Source organism: Streptomyces virginiae (genome assembly GCF_040638905.1).
GTDB classification, from domain to species: Bacteria; Actinomycetota; Actinomycetes; order Streptomycetales; family Streptomycetaceae; genus Streptomyces; species Streptomyces virginiae_B.
The window spans coordinates 63,239-80,502 of the sequence record NZ_JBEZYV010000014.1 but is presented as its reverse complement, the minus strand read 5'-3'; the positions used below and the strand labels follow the sequence as shown (position 1 = coordinate 80,502).

The 17,264-nt window shown below is 72.0% G+C and carries 16 protein-coding genes; 4 read left to right on the top strand and 12 right to left on the bottom strand.

Annotation, left to right across the window (positions count from 1 at the left end):
* Positions 1–394: 394 nt before the first annotated feature.
* Positions 395–646 carry a helix-turn-helix domain-containing protein gene (locus AB0F82_RS20960; RefSeq protein WP_356811130.1) on the bottom strand — a complete coding sequence of 84 codons (252 nt, stop codon included), beginning with the start codon at positions 644–646 and terminating at the stop codon, positions 395–397.
* 78 nt (positions 647–724) lie between these two features.
* Between AB0F82_RS20960 and map the strand changes: the two genes are divergently transcribed.
* Positions 725–1,492, top strand: a complete 768-nt coding sequence (gene map, locus AB0F82_RS20955; RefSeq protein ID WP_362629840.1) for a type I methionyl aminopeptidase — start codon at positions 725–727, stop codon at positions 1,490–1,492.
* A gap of 57 nt (positions 1,493–1,549) precedes the next feature.
* Here map and ggt read toward each other — a convergent pair whose 3' ends face one another.
* A complete protein-coding gene (gene ggt, locus AB0F82_RS20950; RefSeq protein WP_362629837.1) occupies positions 1,550–3,358 on the bottom strand; it encodes a gamma-glutamyltransferase in 1,809 nt (602 codons plus the stop codon).
* Between the two features lie 134 nt (positions 3,359–3,492).
* Between ggt and AB0F82_RS20945 the strand changes: the two genes are divergently transcribed.
* Positions 3,493–4,218 (top strand): hypothetical protein, encoded by a 726-nt coding sequence (locus tag AB0F82_RS20945; RefSeq protein ID WP_356811127.1) that lies wholly within the window; start codon positions 3,493–3,495, stop codon positions 4,216–4,218.
* Here the strand turns inward: AB0F82_RS20945 and AB0F82_RS20940 are convergent.
* The 6 genes from AB0F82_RS20940 to AB0F82_RS20915 all read right to left on the bottom strand — a co-directional run bounded on the left by AB0F82_RS20940 (position 4,178) and on the right by AB0F82_RS20915 (position 11,070).
* Complete coding sequence (locus AB0F82_RS20940) at positions 4,178–5,440, bottom strand: cytochrome P450 (protein WP_356811126.1); 1,263 nt, start codon at positions 5,438–5,440, stop codon at positions 4,178–4,180. The two genes, AB0F82_RS20945 and AB0F82_RS20940, sit on opposite strands and share 41 nt — an antisense overlap.
* Before the next feature lie 93 nt (positions 5,441–5,533).
* Positions 5,534–6,070 carry a hypothetical protein gene (locus AB0F82_RS20935; protein WP_362629832.1) on the bottom strand — a complete coding sequence of 179 codons (537 nt, stop codon included), beginning with the start codon at positions 6,068–6,070 and terminating at the stop codon, positions 5,534–5,536.
* Entirely contained in the window at positions 6,067–7,512 is a 1,446-nt protein-coding gene (locus AB0F82_RS20930; RefSeq protein WP_356811124.1) for a HAMP domain-containing sensor histidine kinase, read from the bottom strand. Before AB0F82_RS20930 ends, AB0F82_RS20935 begins: the two co-directional genes overlap by 4 nt.
* Before the next feature lie 6 nt (positions 7,513–7,518).
* A complete protein-coding gene (locus AB0F82_RS20925; protein ID WP_356811123.1) occupies positions 7,519–8,202 on the bottom strand; it encodes a response regulator transcription factor in 684 nt (227 codons plus the stop codon).
* 40 nt (positions 8,203–8,242) lie between these two features.
* On the bottom strand, positions 8,243–9,910 hold the full coding sequence (murJ, locus tag AB0F82_RS20920; RefSeq protein WP_436842122.1) for a murein biosynthesis integral membrane protein MurJ: 1,668 nt from the start codon (positions 9,908–9,910) through the stop codon (positions 8,243–8,245).
* Positions 9,907–11,070 (bottom strand): lipid II:glycine glycyltransferase FemX, encoded by a 1,164-nt coding sequence (locus tag AB0F82_RS20915; protein ID WP_356811121.1) that lies wholly within the window; start codon positions 11,068–11,070, stop codon positions 9,907–9,909. Before AB0F82_RS20915 ends, murJ begins: the two co-directional genes overlap by 4 nt.
* Before the next feature lie 223 nt (positions 11,071–11,293).
* On the opposite strand from AB0F82_RS20915, the gene AB0F82_RS20910 reads away from it, so the two are divergent.
* Positions 11,294–12,487 carry a L,D-transpeptidase gene (locus AB0F82_RS20910; RefSeq protein WP_356811120.1) on the top strand — a complete coding sequence of 398 codons (1,194 nt, stop codon included), beginning with the start codon at positions 11,294–11,296 and terminating at the stop codon, positions 12,485–12,487.
* 132 nt (positions 12,488–12,619) lie between these two features.
* Positions 12,620–14,218 (top strand): CocE/NonD family hydrolase, encoded by a 1,599-nt coding sequence (locus tag AB0F82_RS20905; RefSeq protein ID WP_362629823.1) that lies wholly within the window; start codon positions 12,620–12,622, stop codon positions 14,216–14,218.
* Positions 14,219–14,282: 64 nt separating this feature from the next.
* On the opposite strand, the gene AB0F82_RS20900 is transcribed toward AB0F82_RS20905, so the two are convergent.
* The 4 genes from AB0F82_RS20900 to AB0F82_RS20885 all read right to left on the bottom strand — a co-directional run bounded on the left by AB0F82_RS20900 (position 14,283) and on the right by AB0F82_RS20885 (position 17,260).
* Positions 14,283–15,026, bottom strand: a complete 744-nt coding sequence (locus AB0F82_RS20900; protein ID WP_362629820.1) for an amino acid ABC transporter ATP-binding protein — start codon at positions 15,024–15,026, stop codon at positions 14,283–14,285.
* A gap of 198 nt (positions 15,027–15,224) precedes the next feature.
* Complete coding sequence (locus AB0F82_RS20895) at positions 15,225–15,665, bottom strand: DUF6278 family protein (protein ID WP_356811117.1); 441 nt, start codon at positions 15,663–15,665, stop codon at positions 15,225–15,227.
* 102 nt (positions 15,666–15,767) lie between these two features.
* Positions 15,768–16,553: an exodeoxyribonuclease III gene (locus AB0F82_RS20890; protein ID WP_356811116.1), complete on the bottom strand. Its 786-nt coding sequence runs from the start codon at positions 16,551–16,553 to the stop codon at positions 15,768–15,770.
* A gap of 74 nt (positions 16,554–16,627) precedes the next feature.
* Entirely contained in the window at positions 16,628–17,260 is a 633-nt protein-coding gene (locus AB0F82_RS20885) for an MBL fold metallo-hydrolase (RefSeq protein ID WP_362629816.1), read from the bottom strand.
* Between the last annotated feature and the right edge of the window lie 4 nt (positions 17,261–17,264).

The following is a 17,264-nucleotide window of genomic DNA, read 5'->3' as shown; positions in this document are numbered from 1 at the left end:
TGCCGGCCGACCCAGGGCGACAGGCCTACGCCCAGACCCAGGCCCAGGCCCAGGCCACAGGCTCAGGGCGACACGCTCAGGGCGACGGCGAGGCGCGCAGGGGTGTGCGGTGCCGGTCAGCGACCGTTCGGGGCGTCGGGGGCCGGCGTTTCCTGCCGGCCGCGGCCGTCCGCTTCACGTACGGGTTCCGGCCGGTCGTCCGGCAGGGCGCACGCAGCCAGCAGCAAACCTCCGGCGAGGAGGGCGCCGACGGCTGCGAATCCGAGTCGTTTGGCTGCATTGGTGGCTGACACGCCTTCACGCTTGCCCCGCCCGCGGCAAGTCACACCGCGGATTGGGCCGGACGGCCTCGGCTCCCGCCCGAACGGCATGAGGGGCGGGCGCCTCGGCGGTATTACGCCGGTACGACCGCGCAGCGCCGGAGGAGATCGTCCAGTGAGAGGCCGAGCGCCTCGGCGAGGGCGGCGACCGTGAAGAAGGCGGGGGTGGGCGCCCGGCCGGTCTCGATCTTGCGCAGGGTCTCGGCGGAGAGCCCGGCCCCGGCCGCGATCTCGACCATGCTGCGGGTGCCGCGGGCCTCGCGCAGCAGGGCGCCCAGGCGCTCGCCGCGTTCGCGCTCTTCGGGGGTGAGAGGGGTACGGACCATGCGGCCATCCTACCCGGAGCGCCAATAGTTATCCCGGTAAAGTAATCCCGTTACAGTTATACCGGTATAGTTATTGGCATGGTGGAACTGAAGACAGCACCCGAGATCGAGAAGATGCGCGCCGCGGGCCGGATCGTCGCCCGCACCCTGGCCGCCGTACGCAAGGCCGCGCACGTCGGAGTGTCCCTCGCCGACCTGGACCAGGTTGCCCGCGAGGTGCTCCGCGGAGCCGGCGCGACCTCGCCCTTCCTCGGCTACCGGCCGCGGTTCGCGCCGGTGCCCTTCCCCGCGGTGGTGTGCGCCTCCGTCAACGACGCGATCGTCCACGGCATCCCCGACGGCTACCGGCTGCGCGACGGCGACCTCGTCAGCATCGACTGCGGGGCGGAGCTCGGTGGCTGGGTCGGGGACGCGGCGGTCAGCTTCACCGTCGGCCGCGCCCGCCCGGAGGACCAGCGGCTGATCGAGACGTCCGAGGCGGCCCTCGCGGCCGGGATCGCCGCCGCCGTGCCCGGCAACAGGATCGGCGACATCGCCCACGCCGTCGGCACGGTCTGCCGCGCCGCGGGATACGGCGTCCCCGACGGCTTCGGCGGCCACGGCATCGGCCGCCGGATGCACGAGGACCCCGGCGTGCCCAACGAGGGCCCGCCGGGGCGCGGCATGAAGCTGCGCCCCGGCATGGTCCTCGCCATCGAGCCGATGCTGATCGCGGGCGGTACGGACGACTACCGGTGCGACGGCGACGGCTGGACCCTGCGCACCGTCGACGGCACCCGCGCGGCCCACTCGGAGCACACGGTCGCGATCACCGGCCGCGGCCCGCGGATCCTCACCGCCCCCTGACCGCCGCGAGACCTCGTACGGATCCGCGCCTACGGATCCGCGCCCACGGATCCCCGGCTACGGATTCCCGCGGGGGTGGACGACCATGGCCGAGCCGCCGCCCCGGCGGCTGGTCTCCGCCGCCGCCAGCCAGCGCCCGTCCGCCAGTCGCTGGACGCCGGTCGCCGCGCCGATCTCCGGGTTCAGCCGAAAAGCCTGGCCCAGGGACTCCAGCTCGGCTCGCAGCGGGCTGTTCCACAGACCCGGCTCCAGCTCGGTGGTGGTCTGGTTGCGCTGGCTGGCCCGCGGCGCCGCGATCGCGTCGACCAGCGGCAGGCCCCGGTCCAGGTGGCCGGTCAGGGTCTGCAGGACCGTGGTGATGATGGTGGCTCCCCCGGGCGAACCGACCGCCAGCACCGGCCGGCCGTCGTCCAGCACGATCGTCGGGGACATGGACGAGCGCGGCCGCTTGCCGGGCCCGGGCAGGTTCGGGTCGGGAACTCCCGGCACCGCCGGGGCGAAGGAGAAGTCGGTGAGTTCGTTGTTGAGGAGGAATCCGCGACCGGGCACCGTGATGGCGCTGCCGCCGGTGGACTCGATGGTCAGGGTGTAGGAGACGACGTTGCCCCAGCGGTCGGCGACCGTCAGGTGCGTGGTGTTCTCCCCCTCGTACGTGGTCGGCGCCGCCTGTCCGGTGGTGGCGCAGGGCGCCGGGTGGCGCGGGTCGCCGGGTGCCAGCGGGCTGGTCAGCGTCCGGTCCGGCCTGATCAGGCAGGCGCGGGAGTCGGCGAACCGCTGCGAGAGCAGTTCCCGCGTCGGTACGTCCACGGCGGCCGGGTCGCCGACCCAGCGGCCGCGGTCGGCGAAGGAGATACGGGAGGCCTCGATGAAGCGGTGCAGGTACTGCGCCTCGGACAGCTTCGAGAGGTCGGTCCGCTCCAGGATGTTCAGCGCCTCGCCGACCGTGGTGCCCCCGGAGGACGAGGGCGCCATGCTGTAGACGTCCAGGCCGCGATAGCCGACACGGGTCGGTTCCTGGCGCTTGGTCGCGTACGCGCGCAGGTCGCCGGTGGTCAGGTCACCGGGCCGTACCCTGCGGGTGGCCGCCGGGTCCACCGGGGGCGTGCGGACGGTCCGGACGATGTCCTCGGCGATAGGTCCCCGGTAGAGGGCTCCGGCGCCCTTGCGGGCGAGTTCGGCGTAGGTGGCGGCCAGGTCGGGGTTCTTGAAGGTGGAGCCGACCACGGGCAGGGATCCGCCCGGCAGGAAGAGCTTCGCGGTGTCCGGGAAGTCCTTGAAGCGGTCCTGGTTGAGCTCGGTCTGGGCACGGAAGGTGCTGTCCACGGTGAAGCCGTCGCGGGCCAGTTTCTCGGCGGGCTTCAGCAGGGATCCCAGTGAGCGGCTGCCCCAGGCGTCGAGGGCGGTCTTCCAGGTGGCGGGGGTGCCGGGGACACCGACGCCGAGGCCGCTGGTCTGGCCCTCGGCGAAGGGGATCGGCTGCCCGTTCTCCTGGAAGAGGGTCTCGGTGGCCGTGGCCGGGGCGGTCTCCCGGCCGTCGACGGTATGGACGCGGTGTGAGCGGGCGTCGTAGTGGACGAGGTATCCGCCCCCGCCGATGCCCGCCGAGTAGGGCTCGGTCACGCCGAGCGCGGCGGCGGTGGCGACGGCCGCGTCGACGGCGTTGCCGCCGGAGCGCAGCACGGCGATCCCTACGGCCGAGGCGTCGGCGTCGACGCTGGCGACGGCGCCGCCGTAGCCGGTGGCGACCGGTACCTTCGCCGGCGCGGTCGGCGTCCCGACGGTGGAGGGCGGAGCGGCTCCGGTCGAGACGAGTGCGGCGACGACGGTCAGCAGCGGTAACGTGCGGGCGACGGCGGGACGGTGCATCCGGACCTCCAATGGCAGCGTGGGCCGAGCCTAGCGCCGGGCCCGCCGCTCCGGCAGGCATCACGCGGGGGCACGCCGCCTGCGGGTGGACCGCGCCGGTGACCGCCCGCGGCCGCGGCGCTAGCATCCGGCCCATGAACGACGACGTGCGCAACATCGTGCTCGGGGTGATAGCCACCGCCGTCAGCGGCGGGTTCGGCTGGTTCTCCCGCACCTACCTCTGGCGGCGCGCGCTCCGCCGCAAGCAGGCGTTCTTCGGCCTGCCGACCGGCTCGGACTGCCTGTTCGTGGTCAACCGGCAGATGGGCGGTAAGGATTCCTCCCTGCACCGCAACGACGCCTTCGCCCTGCTGGAGATCTCCGCCCTGATCAAGGACTGCGGGGCGAACGTCCAGATCGTCACGCACGACACCGCCCGCCAGGGCTTCGGCGACCGGGCCGAGTTCTGCGTCGGCGGCCCGTCCTCCAACGCGCGCACCACGGCGCACCTGGCGTCCATGCTGCCGGGCATCACTGTCAACACGGAGACGGAGCAGAACGAGGACCGGGGCTCGATCCAGGTGGGCGGCGAGACCTACCGGTGGCGCAAGGGGATGGAGGAGTACGTGGTGCTGGCCCGGCTGGCGGGCGGCGAGGGCGGCCGCCCGGTGTTCCTGCTGTCGGGGCAGACCGCGGTCAGCAACCAGGCGGCCGCCCGGTACCTGAGCCGGCACCACGCGCACCTGGCGCGCAAGTACGGGGCGGACTCCTTCTGTCTGGTGCTGAAGCTCGTCAACTCCGACGCGTACGGGCCGGACGTGACCGAGTTGGTCGCGGACGTCACCCGGCAGGCCCGGACACCCGCAGCGGCAGCCGCGTGATCCCGTTGATGAAGTTCGACACCAACCGCTTGGGCGGGCCCGCGAGTTCCGGTACGGGCATGGTCGCGCACCACTCCTCGTAGAGGGTGCGCAGCTGGAGGCGGGCGAAGTGCGCGCCCAGGCAGACGTGCGGGCCGTCTCCGAAGGACACGTGCGGGTTGGGTGCGCGGCCGAGGTCCAGGCGGCCCGGGTCGGTGAAGACGCGTTCGTCGTGGTTGGCGGAGGCGTGGAAGACGACGACCTTGTCGCCGGCCCGGACCGGCTGCCCGGCCAGTTCGTGGTCGACGGCGGCGGTGCGGCGGAAGCTGAGGACCGGCGGGTGGACGCGCAGGAGTTCGTCGACCGCGCCCGCCGGGGAGTACCGCCCCGCCGCGAGCCGGCGGTAGGCGTCCGGGTCCCGGGCCAGGGCGAGCAGGCCGCCGGGGGCGGCGCCGCGGACGGTGTCGTTGCCGGCGACGGTGAGCAGGAAGAAGAACATCTCCAGTTCGGCGGGGTCGAGTCCGGCCGTGGCGAGGGCGGTCATCACGTCGTCGCCGGGGTGCCGGCGCTTGTGGGCGGCGAGGTCGCGGGCGTACGCGAACATCTCGCCGAGCAGGGCCGGGGAGCGCGGGTTGAGGGGCTTGCCGTCGGGGCCGAGGAGCGGCTCCGGGGCGTCGTCGGGGTCCTGGTAGCCGATGATCCGTACGGTCCATTCCAGCAGCAGGGCCCGGTCGGCGGGCGGGACGCCCAGCAGGTCGGTGAGGTTCAGCAGCGCGTACTCGTCGGTGACGGTGCGGACGAGGTCGGCGCAGCCGTCGCCGTCGGCCGCGTCGCGGGCGGCGGCCAGCAGCGTACGGGCGCGGTCGCGTACCCGCCCGGCGAAGGCGTCGACGCGGGCGGGGGTGAAGGCGCGGGCGACGAGCCGGCGCAGCCCGCCGTGGTCGGGGGGATCCTGGTTGAGCATGGTGCGGCGCAGGAAGGGCAGGTCGGCGGGGTCGGGGTCGCGGATCTGGGTGGCGCCCAGCCAGGAGGAGTACGTCCGGTGGTCGCGCAGGACGCGGACGACGTCGGCGTGCCGGGTGACGGCCCAGAATCCGGGGCCGGCCGGCCAGCCGGTGATCTCCGGTTCCGGCTGCCAGGCCACGGGGTGCCGGTCACGCAGGAGCCGGTAGCGCTCGTGCGGGACGCCGTCGGCGTAGATGCGGGGGTCGAAGACGTCGGGGACGTCCGCGGCGTGGTCCATGGGGCCACCGTGACGGGTGGGCGGCCCCGCCCGCAAGGGCGCGGCGCACGTCGGCACGTGTGTGTCAGCGGGTGCGTGTCAGCACGGTGTACGTCAGCGCTGCGTCCGGCAGTCGGCGGAGGGGAGGGTGGTGTCGGTGCCGCGGATGGCGACCGGGCTGCGGGTGTCCGGTACGGCGGAGGCGCCGACGGTGCACACCAGCTGGTCGCGGGCCGTCTGCGACAGGCCGGCCACGGCGAACGGCACGTTCGCCGTCAGCCCCTTGTCCTGTGAGTGCTTGGTCACGGTCACCGCGTCCGTCTTCGCGTCGGGCAGCTGGGGCAGCGCCGTGGTGAGCCCGGCGGCCGAGGCCGGACCCATGGGGCCGTTCAGCAGCAGCCGCAGCAGCGGCGTGGGCGCGAGGGTGTAGTCGGCGCCGATCGAGAAGGGGACCGGGACGAGCCGGTCGCCGTCCTTGGAGACGAAGTAGAGGACGGCGGCGGTCTTGCCGCCGGGCACCTTGACGCCGGCGGCGTGACCGCTCTCGATCACCCCGGTGCGTTTGATGCCGCAGCCGGCGAGCAGCAGGGCGCAGCCCGTCAGTGCCGCCGTGGCCGCCGCGGCGCGGGCTCTGGTCCTCCGCCCGGTCATACGCGGGCCTCCAGCGGCATGTCGAGGGTGAAGAGGGCGCCCCCGCCGGGCTGGTTGCCCGCCCGGAGGGTGCCGCCGTGCAGGCGGACGTTCTCCAGGGTGATGGCGAGTCCGAGGCCGCTTCCGGCGGAGCGGGTCCGGGCCGCGTCGGCCTTGAAGAAGCGGTCGAAGATGTGCGGCAGCACCTCGGGGGCGATGCCGGGTCCGCTGTCGGCGACGTCGATGAGGAGCCGTTCGCCGTCCTCGCCGGGCGCGGTCCGCACGGTGACGCGTACGGGAGCGCCACCGTGCCGGAGGGCGTTGCCGACGAGGTTGGCGAGGACCACATCGAAGCGGCGCGGGTCGAGCCGGGCGCGTACTGCGTCGGGCAGCTCGGTGACGACGCGGTCGTCGTCCCAGTGGCGTCGTTCGAGGGTCTTGCGGACGGCTTCGGCGATGTCCACGTCGTCGAGGTTGAGCTCGGCGGCCCGGGCGTCGAAGCGGGAGATCTCCATCAGGTCCTCGACGAGGACGGCGAGTTTGCCGGTCTCGGCGCTGACCAGGCGCAGGGCCTTGGCGGTGTCGGCGTCGAGGCGTGCGGCGTCCTCGTCGAGGACCTCGGTCACGGCGAGCATCCCGGCGAGCGGGGTGCGCAGTTCGTGGGAGACGTCGGAGGCGAAGCGGCGGGCGCGGACCTCCGCCTCCTGGAGTTCGCGCACGGACTGTTCCAGGGCGCGGGCGGTCTCGTTGAAGGTACGGGCGAGTCCGGCGAGTTCGTCGGCGCCCCGGACCTCGATGCGGGTGTCGAGGCGGCCGCTGCCCAGCTTCTGGGCGGCCCGGCGCATGTCGCGGACCGGCCGCAGCACGCTGCGGGCGGCCAGCAGCGCGGGGACGATGGCGATGGCCAGGCCGGGGACGGCGCCCTGCTGGGCTGCCTCGACCATGGCTTCCACGGTCTGCTTCTCGGTGGAGAGCGGGACGCTGGCGTAGAAGACGACCCCGGTGGGTTCGCTGGATCCGTTGTGCTCGAAGACGGCGGGAACTCCGATGGTGAGCCAGGGGTTGCCGCGTTGGTCCTCGACGCGCTGGAAGGCGGCGTACCGGTTGTTGCGGACCTTGTCGCGCAGGCTGTCGGTGATCACGGTGGACGTGGGCGTGCCGGGGTTGGTGGAGACGCGCATGCCGGCGTATTCGCCGAAGATGATCCACGGGTGGGGTTTGCCGCGCTTGCCGAGCTCGATGACGATGCGCTGCAGCTCCTGCTGTTCCAGGGGGAGGCGGAACTCCTGCTGCTCGATCTGGTCGCGCAGGGTGCTGACGGCGGTGTCCTGGGTCTGCTTGAGGATGGCGTTGCGTGCCTGTTGGTAGGTCAGGGCGGCGGTGGTTCCCGCGCTGATCGCGGCGACCAGGAGGAAGGCCGCTATCAGCCGGGTGCGCAGGCCGAGGGGTGCTATGCGTCGCACCGCGGCCTACAGGGGGCCGAAGCGGTAGCCGAAGCCGCGCACGGTCTGTATGTAGCGGGGGCTGCGGGCGGGGTCCTCTATCTTGTGGCGCAGGCGGCGGACGCAGGCGTCCACGAGCCGGGCGTCGGCGTGGTAGCTGTGGTCCCAGACGTACTCGAGGAGCTGCTGGCGGGAGAAGACCTGCTCGGGCGAGGCCGACAGGTGCAGCAAGAGCTTGATCTCGCTGGGTGCGAGGGCGACGCGTTCGCCGTTCTTGGCGACGGTCAGCCCGGCGCGGTCGATGGTGAGTTCGCCGTGGCCCTCGATGCCGGGGCGGGCTCCGACCGGGTCGCTGAGGCGGCGCAGTACGGCCTTGATGCGGGCTTCGATGACCTCGGTGCGGGCGGGTTTGACGATGTAGTCGTCGGCGCCCGCCTCCAGGCCGATGACGATGTCGAAGTCGTCGCCGCGTGCGGTGAGCATGATGATCGGGACTTCGCTGGTCCGGCGGATGCGGTGGCACACCTGCACGCCGTTGATGCCGGGCAGCATCAGGTCGAGCAGGACGAGTTCGGGGTGGAAGTCCGCCATCATGGCGAGCCCCTCCTCCCCGGTCTCGGCGGCCTGTACCTCGTGGCCGCGGCGGCGCAGGCCGAGGCCGACCCCTTCGCGGATGGAAGGGTCGTCCTCGATCAGCAGTACGCGTGGCATCCGGTCAGTATCCCAAGGCGGTCTTCGGCTCCTCTTCCCGCTACCGGCCGGTCTTGCGGCGCAGGGAGTCGAGCAGGTCGGTGAGCTCGGCCAGGCGCAGCGGCCGGGCGAGGAGGACGACGACCAGGACCAGGGCGGTGGTTCCCGCGCCGACCGCGGCGAAGTCGCCGAAGTCCTCGGCCGCGCGGGCCGCCGCGTACGCCGCGCCGGCCGCGGGCACGCACGCCGCCAGCAGCCTCAGGTGGGTGCGTACGGCGGTGGTGCGCCGCTCGGTACGGGTGCCCGCGCGCGGGCCGAGCCTGCGGGAGAGGGCGTACGCGGTGGCGGCGGCGCCCGCGAGGAAGGCGACGGAGGAGGCGGCGGCCATGCCGGTGACCGCCCAGCGCGGGGACAGCAGGGAGTAGGCGGCGGCCGACAGTCCGGCGTTCAGGGTGACGATGACGAGGTTGAGGAAGAAGGGGGTCCGGGTGTCGGAGAGGGCGTAGAAGCCGCGCGAGAGGACGTACTGCGCGGAGAAGGCGACCAGGCCGGGTGCGAAGGCCGTGAGCATGCCCGCCATGACCTCGATGTCGGCGGCGCCGGTGCGTCCGTAGCCGAAGACGCCGCCCATCACCCAGGGGGCGAGGGCGGCCATGAGGGCGGCGGCGGGGACGACGAGGGCGGCGCTGGAGCGCAGGGCGTAGGAGACGTCGCGGCGGACGGCTGCGTGGTCGCCGTCGGCGGCGGCCGAGCTCATCCGGGGCATCAGCGCGGTCACGAGGGAGACGGTGATGATGCCCTGCGGGACGATCCACAGCTGGTAGGCGTTGCTGTAGGCGGTGTAGCCGGCGCCGCCCGCGAGGCCGGCGTCGACGGCGTGCTGCCCGGTGGTGGTGGAGAGCCGGGTGACGACCCAGTAGGCGATCTGGTTGGTGAGGACGAGCATGACGGTCCAGCCCGCGTTGCGCAGGGGGCGGCCGAGGCCGCTGCCGCGCCAGTCGAAGCGCGGGCGCCAGCGGAACCGGGCCGCGTGCAGCGAGGGGATCAGGGCGAGGGCCTGGACGACGATGCCGGCGGTGGTGCCGAGGCCCAGGAGCCGGGTCTCGGCGGCGGTGAGGCCGCCCGCCGCGTCGTGGGAGACGTGGAGGAACAGCCCGAAGACGGCGATGATCACGAAATTGTTGAGGACCGGGGTCCACATCATGGCGCCGAACCGGCCGCGGGAGTTCAGCACTTGGCCGAGCAGGGTGAAGAGCCCGTAGAAGAGGATCTGGGGCAGGCAGTACCGGGCGAGGGCCACGGTGGTGCTCGCCTGGGCGCCGCTGTATCCGGTGTACGCGGAGACGATCAGCGGGGCGGCGAGGACCGCGGCGGCGGTGAGTACCACGAGGGCCGCGGTGCAGGCGGTGAGCAGGCGGTCGGTGTAGGCGGCGCCGCCGTCGGCGTGTTCCTTGGCGGCCCGGACCAGCTCGGGTACGAAGACGGCGTTGAGCGCTCCGCCGACGAGGAGGATGTAGATGATGTTCGGGACGGTGTTGGCGACGGCGTAGCCGTCGCCGAGCAGTCCGGTGCCCAGCGCCGCGACGACGACGGCGGAGCGGATGAAGCCGGTGGCGCGGGAGACGATCGAACCGGCCGCCATGAGCGCGCCGCTGCGCAGCACCGAGGTCTTCTTCGGTGCCGCGCTGTCGGGGGCCGGGCCGGCCGGTCTGGTGTCGGTGGCCGTCACCGGCGGGCCAGGTAGGCCTGGAACGCCTTGTAGAGCGCCGTGTTGGCGACTCCGTCCATCGGGATCTCCCATTCGCCGAGCGTTTCGACGACCTGTCCGCCGGTGCCGAGCTTCCAGCGCAGCAGCCCGAAAGAACGTTCGTCGGGGTCGAGGGTGGAGGGTACCCCGCGCATGTCGTATTCGTCGGCTCCGAGGGCGTGTGCGTCGCGCATCATGCGCCACTGCAGGGCGTTGCTGGGCCGTACTTCGCGCCGGTGGTCGGCGGAGGCGCCGGTCTGGTACCAGACCCTGCTGCCAGTGCTGATCATGGTGTGGGCGGCGAGGATCTCGCCGCGGTGGATGGCCAGGTAGAGCCGCATCCGGCCGGGCTGTTCCTCGTTCAGGACGCGGTACTGCTGCTCGTAGTACGCGAGGGAGCGGCCGAGCCGGAAGCCGTCGCGCTCTTCGGTGATCCGCAGCAGCCGGTAGAACTCGGGCAGGTCGGCGGTGGTGCCGAGGACCGTCTCGACCCCGGCCTTGCCGGCCTTGCGGACGTTGCGCCGCCACTCCTGGTTGAGGCCGGACCACAGCTCGTCGAGGCTGCGGCCGGCGAGCGGGACGCGGAAGACGTGGCGGGGCTGGGCGTCACCGTCGTCCTCGCCGCCGCAGCGCTTCCAGCCGCGGGTGCGCAGCCGGTCGGCGAGGGCGGCGCCCACCGGGTCGACCTCGGTGGCGAGGACGTCGGACATCTGCCGGCCCGTGCCGGTGCCGGCCTTGGCGGTGGCGGCGTCCCAGCGGCGGTAGGCGGGGCTCGGGCCGATGCGGACGGCGAAGGCTCCGGCGGCCCGCAGGTGCCGCATGAGCGGGTTCAGCCAGCGGTCGATGCGCGGATCGGACCAGTCGGCGACGGGCCCTTCCGGAAGGTAGGCGAAGTATTTGCGGGTGCCGGGGAATTGCCGATAGAGAACGAGTCCGGCACCTTCGATCTCTCCGCCCGGACAGTGCCATCCGATCATTTCCGAGCGCCAAAGGTCCTTCACCCGGCCCCAGGACGGGTACTGGAGAAAGCTCGCCGCCGGCGTCCTGGAGAGGAAGGCCTGGTATTCGGAAACGGACAGGGCGCGCACCTGGAGCTCATGGTCCTGGTCCTGCCGGGCGGGGGTGACGAGCAGTGCGCACACGGCTGACGGCCTTCCTGTTCGTGCCGAGGGGTCGTTCACAGGACTCTCACAGGCACCCGTGACCGCCGTGCGCGGCGAATGTGACCGGACGATGACCGTTTCGCTGCGGTCCACGTCACAACCAGAAAGGCGGATCTTTTCCGCGGTGTGCGCAACCTAAAGTCCTCCCGTTCTCATCCTCTTTTGTGAACGTTCATCACCACCACTTCGAGGGGGCCCTTCGTTGAGCCGCACACGCCGCACCGCCATTGCGGGCACCGCACTCCTGGCCGCCGCGCTGACCGCCTGCTCGGGCGGGAGTGACGCCGGCAGCGACGCCAAGGGCAAGGACGAGTCGAAGCCGAAGGCGCCCATGGCGGTCTCGGTGAACCTCACGGGCGATCAGGTCAAGGCGGGCCAGCCGGTGACGGTGACCCTCACCGAGGGCAAGTTGGCCCAGGTGAAGGTGACCGACGCCAAGGGCGCCGAGCTGCCCGGGAAGATAGCCGACGACGGGAAGAGCTGGACCTCGGAGCGCAATGCCCCGGCCGGTGCGGAGTACAAGGTCGAGGCGCAGAACACCGACAGCCAGAGCGCCACCACGCAGTTCAAGACCAGCGCCGCCGACAAGGTGAACAAGGTCTCGATCAACGTGCCCAAGGGCAGCACGGTGGGCGTGGCGATGCCCGTGTCGCTCGTCTTCGACAACCCGGTGACGAACAAGGCCGAGGTGGAGAAGCAGCTCAAGGTCACCACCTCGAACAGCACCGAGGGCTCCTGGGGCTGGATCAAGGACCACTCCGGCAACGACCGCGTCGACTGGCGGCCCAAGGACTACTGGAAGTCCGGCACCGACGTGAAGGTCGAGATGAACCTGAACGGCGTGGACTCCGGCAAGGGCGGCGGAATGTTCGCCCGGGACTACACCACCGAGTTCAAGATCGGCAAGGACCGCCGGGTCCAGGTCAGCCTCGACACCAAGAAGTTGTCGGTGACGGAGGACGGCCAGGTGCAGAAGACGATCCCGATCTCGGCCGGTACTCCGGGCGGCAAGAAGGCGTCCTGGTCCGGGAAGATGGTGATCATGTCGAAGGAGGGCACCATCCGGATGGACTCCCAGACGGTGGGCCTGGACAACGCCTACGACAAGATGGTCGATTACTCGATGCGGCTGACCTGGTCGGGCATGTACGCGCACGCCGCCCCGTGGAACGAGGCCAACTTCGGCCGGACCAACAGCAGTTCCGGCTGCGTGGGGATGAGCGACGCCAACGCCAAGGAGTTCTTCGCGCAGTCGCAGGTCGGTGACGCCTTCGAGGTGGTCGGCGAGGGCTCCAAGGGCAACGCCGACATCGGCAACGGCTACGGCGAGTGGAACCTGTCCTGGGACCAGTGGAAGGCCAAGAGCGCGCTGTCCACCGCCCCGCAGAACGGCTGACCTGCGGACCGCTCCGACTGACTCTCGTTCAATTGTTACCACCACGTAACTTACCGATGGGTTACCTCCGGTAAGCCGCTCCCGTTACCGTCGGGTCACTTTCAGGACTCCGGTGCACGCGAGGAGCGACCGATGGAACGCACCACCACCGCCGCAGCCGTGGCGGCACTCCTGGCGGCGACCGCCCTGGGCCTGGCCCCCCACCAGGCCCAGGCGGCCACCGCGCCCGCTGCGGCCACCACCGCCCCCACCCCGCAGGCCGCCCCCGCGGACCTGCGGTTCCATGACATCCCCGGCTCCGGCGGCATCACCCTCAAGGGCAACGTCTTCACCCCGGCCGGAGCCGAGAGCGGCCGGAAATATCCGCTGATCGTGCTGCCCACCAGCTGGGGCATGCCGCAGATCGAATACATCGCCCAAGCCAAGAAGCTCGCCGACTCCGGCTACGTCGTGGTCAGTTACACCTCTCGCGGCTTCTGGCTCTCCGGCGGGCAGATCGAGGTGGCAGGCCCGCCGGACGTCGCCGACGTCTCAGCCGTCATCGACTGGGCCCTCGCCCACACCCCCGCCGACGCGGACCGCATCGGCCTGGGCGGGGTCTCGTACGGCGCCGGCATCAGCCTGCTGGCCTCCGCGCACGACCCGCGCGTCAAGGCCGTGGTCGCGATGAGCGGCTGGGCCGACCTCATCGAATCCATCTACTCGGGCCGCACCCAGCACCTCCAGGCCGCCGGCCTGCTCGGCGCCGCCGGCTACCTCACCGGCCGCCCCGGACCCGAACTCCAGTCGATCCTGGGCGACTTCCTCGGCTCCCGGCTGGACCGCGAGCAGCAGATGATCGAGTGGGGCAGGAAGCGGTCGGCCGCCGAGCAGGTGGACCGGATCAACGCCAACGGCGCCGCGATCATGCTCGGCAACGCCTGGGGCGACACGATCTTCGCGCCGAACCAGTACGCCAAGTTCTACGAGCGGCTGACCGGCCCCAAGCGGCTGGAGTTCCGCCCCGGAGACCACGCCACCGCCGAGGGCACGGGCCTGCTCGGCCTGCCCAACGACACCTGGACCAACGCCCACCGCTGGTTCGACCGCTACCTCAAGGGCGAGCGCAACGGCGTCGACACCGAGGCCCCCGTGCAGATCAAGTCCCGCAGCGGCAGCGGCTACGAGGGCTACGCCGACTGGGCGTCGGTCGGCTCCGGCGGCACCGAGAAGCTCGCGCTCTCCGACAGCGAGCACCTCTTCGCGAACGTCGACTCCGGCGCCAACGGCGGCGTCGTACTGCTCTCCAGCGTCTTCGACCAGTTCTTCAAGGCCCCGCCGATCGCCTCCGTCCCGCTCCTCCCCCGGGCCTTCGCCGCCGTCTGGCAGTCGGGGCGCTACGACGAGGCCCGCCGCATCCGCGGCACCGTCCGGCTGCACACCACCGTCACCCCCACCAAGGGCGACGGCACCTTCGTCGCCCACCTCTACGACGTCGGCCCGCTCGGCATCGGCAAGCTGGTCAGCAACGCCCCGTACACCTTCCACGGCAAGACCCCGGGCCAGGCCTTCGGTGTCGACCTGGAGCTCTTCTCGACGGCTTACGACGTGCCCGCGGGCCACCGGCTCGCCCTCGTCGTCGACACCGTCGACCCGCTCTACATCGAGCACAACCCCACCGGCGCGCAGCTGACCTTCTCCTCGCCGCAGGGCGACCCCAGCTACGTCTCGGTGCCGCTGCGCGAGCGGTGATCCACGGCGCCGTCCGGGCCCGGACGGCCGCGGCCGGGCCCGGACGGCCCCGCTCCGGGACTCCTCAGTGCTTGAGGATCTTGGAGAGGAAGTCCTTGGCCCGGTCGCTCTCCGGGGCGGTGAAGAACTGCTCCGGCGTGCGGTCCTCGACGATACGGCCGTCGGCCATGAAGACCACGCGGTGCGCCGCGGAGCGGGCGAAGCCCATCTCGTGGGTCACCACGACCATCGTCATCCCCTCCTGGGCGAGTTGCTGCATGACCTCCAGCACCTCGTTGATCATCTCCGGGTCCAGTGCGGAGGTGGGCTCGTCGAAGAGGAGCGCCTTCGGATCCATGGCGAGGGCGCGGGCGATCGCCACGCGCTGCTGCTGGCCGCCGGAGAGCTGGGCGGGGAACTTGTCGGCCTGGTCGGCGAGGCCGACACGGTCCAGGAGCTGCCGGGAGCGCTGGTCCGCCTCGCGCTTCGCGCGCCCCAGGACCTTGACCTGCGCGAGCGAGACGTTGGCGAGGACGGTCTTGTGCGCGAAGAGGTTGAAGGACTGGAACACCATCCCCACCTCGGCGCGCAGCCGGGCCAGGTCCTTGCCCTCGTCGGGCAGCGGCTCCCCGTCGATCAGGATCGTGCCCGACTCGACGCTCTCCAGCCGGTTGATCGCCCGGCACAGGGTCGACTTCCCGGAGCCGGAGGGCCCGATGACCACCACCACCTCCCCGCGGCCGACGGTGAGGCTGATGTCCCGCAGTACGTGCAGCGGTCCGAAGTGCTTGTTGACGTCCCGCAGCTCGATCAACGGATCGACGGCCATGCGCTGCCCTGCCCACTCGGTGTCGGTGCCGGTACCGGTGCCCGGCCTCGGGTGCCGGCGCCGGTATCGACGCGTCCCGGTCCGTCTCGTCGCTCGCGCCTCGGACTGCCGGGGTCAGCGCAAACTATCCAGCCCGGAAGGGCACTTCGCCGCGACACGCCGCCCGCCGCGGGGGCGCCGCGGCCGGCGCCGGAGGGGTCAGCCCTCGGAGGCCTCCGCGTACGCCTGGCTGAGCTCGGGGGAACCGGTCATCGCCCACGACACCCCCCACTCGATCACGTTCAGCTCGCGCCCCGAGGCCAGGCGGATCACCGGCTGGCCGTTGGGCCACACCTTCCAGGCCGCCCCCACGACGGTCCGGACGATCACGGTGCCGAGGTAGAAGCCCGCGTCGTTGCCGAGCCAGGGCACCACCTCGGGGTCCCGCCGCCAGCGGGGCATCAGCTGGTCGAGGGCCTCCAAAGAGGCCGGGCTCCCGTCGAGTTCGAGCCCGGCCGCCCGTGCGTGGACCCGCAGCATCTCGCACTCCGAGAACAACTCGGCGACGCCCTCGGGGTCGTCCACCAGGGCGGCGGCGAGCCCCGCACCCTGTTCCGTTTCACGCCGGTTCAGCCAGTTGTCCAGGAAAGGGATGTTCATACCGCCCAGCGTCGCACCAGGACTCCCCGCTGGCCACAGGGCGCGCCTGGGGGGTGTCTCGGATCGGGCCGCGCTCGGCCGCGCCGGCGGCGGGGCGTCCGCCTACCGCTCCAGGTCCAGGTCGACGACGACCGGTGCGTGGTCGGAGGCGCCCTTGCCCTTGCGCTCCTCGCGGTCGACGTAGGCGTCGGTGACGGCCTTGGTGAAGGGCTCGTTGCCGTAGACGAGGTCGATGCGCATGCCCTTGTTCTTGGGGAAGGCGAGCATCCGGTAGTCCCAGAAGGTGTAGGGACGGTCGTACTTCAGCGCGCGCGGGAAGACGTCGGACAGGCCGATGTCGCGCAGTGCCTCCAGCGCGGCCCGCTCGGCCGGGGTGACGTGGGTGAGGCCCGCGAAGACCGCCGGGTCGTACACGTCCTCGTCGGTCGGGGCCACGTTGAAGTCGCCGAGCACCGCGAAGGGGCGCGGGCCGGCCGCGTCCTCGGCGACGGCCGCCGCCAGGGAGCGGAACCAGTCCAGCTTGTAGCCGTAGTGGTCGTGCTCGACCTCACGGCCGTTGGGCACGTACACCGACCAGACCCGCACGCCGTCGCAGGTGGCGGAGATCGCCCGGGGCTCCTGGACGCCCTCGTAGTCGGGGCCGCCGGGCAGCCCCGTGACCACGTCGTCCAGGCCGACCCTGGAGAGCAGGGCCACGCCGTTCCAGCGGCCGGTGGCGTTGACCGCCGCCTCGTAGCCCAGCTCGCGCAGCTGCTCGTGCGGGAACTGCTCCGCCGAGCACTTGGTCTCCTGGATGCACACGACATCGGTGCCGGAGCTCTCCAGCCAGGCCAGCAGGCGCGGCAGCCGGGCGGTGATGGAGTTGACGTTGTAGGTGGCGATACGCATACCTGCCAACCTACCGCCCGGCACCGACAGCGCCCGTCCGACGACCGTCACGGCGGGACCGTCAAGGGGGGCCGTCACAGCTCGGTGCTGTCCCCCGCGGTGAGGCGTCCGTGGTCGGTGCCGCCCAGCTTGTCCAGCGCGAAGTCGTAGACGGGCCGGGCGATGTCGGCGAGGTAGGCGTCGTGGATGTCGAGCGCCCGGCGCGGCTTGACCTCGCGGAGGTAGTCGATCACCTCGGAGACCTTGTTCCAGGGGGCGTGCACCGGCACCATCAGCGTCTCCACCGGGACCCCGGGCACGGTCAGCGCGTCGCCGGGGTGGAAGAGCGATCCGTCGACGAGGTAGCCGACGTTCGTGACCCGCGGGATGTCCGGGTGGATCACGGCGTGCAGCTCGCCGTGCACCTGTACCTCGAAACCGGCCGCGGTGAAGGTGTCTCCGTGGCCGACCGTGTGCACCCGGCCCGGATAGGCGGGTGCGAGCCGCTCGGCGACGCTGCGCAGGGTCCACAGCGCGGCCGACGGCGACGCGTCGAGGGCGGCCCGCAGCCGGCCCTCGTCGAAGTGGTCGGGGTGTTCGTGCGTGACCAGCAGGGCTTCCGCCCCCAGGCCCGCGTCCGGTTCGCTGAAGGCGCCCGGGTCGATGACGAGCGTGCGCCCGTCCTTCTCCAACTGGACGCAGGAGTGCAGCCGCTTGGTGAGCTTCATGATC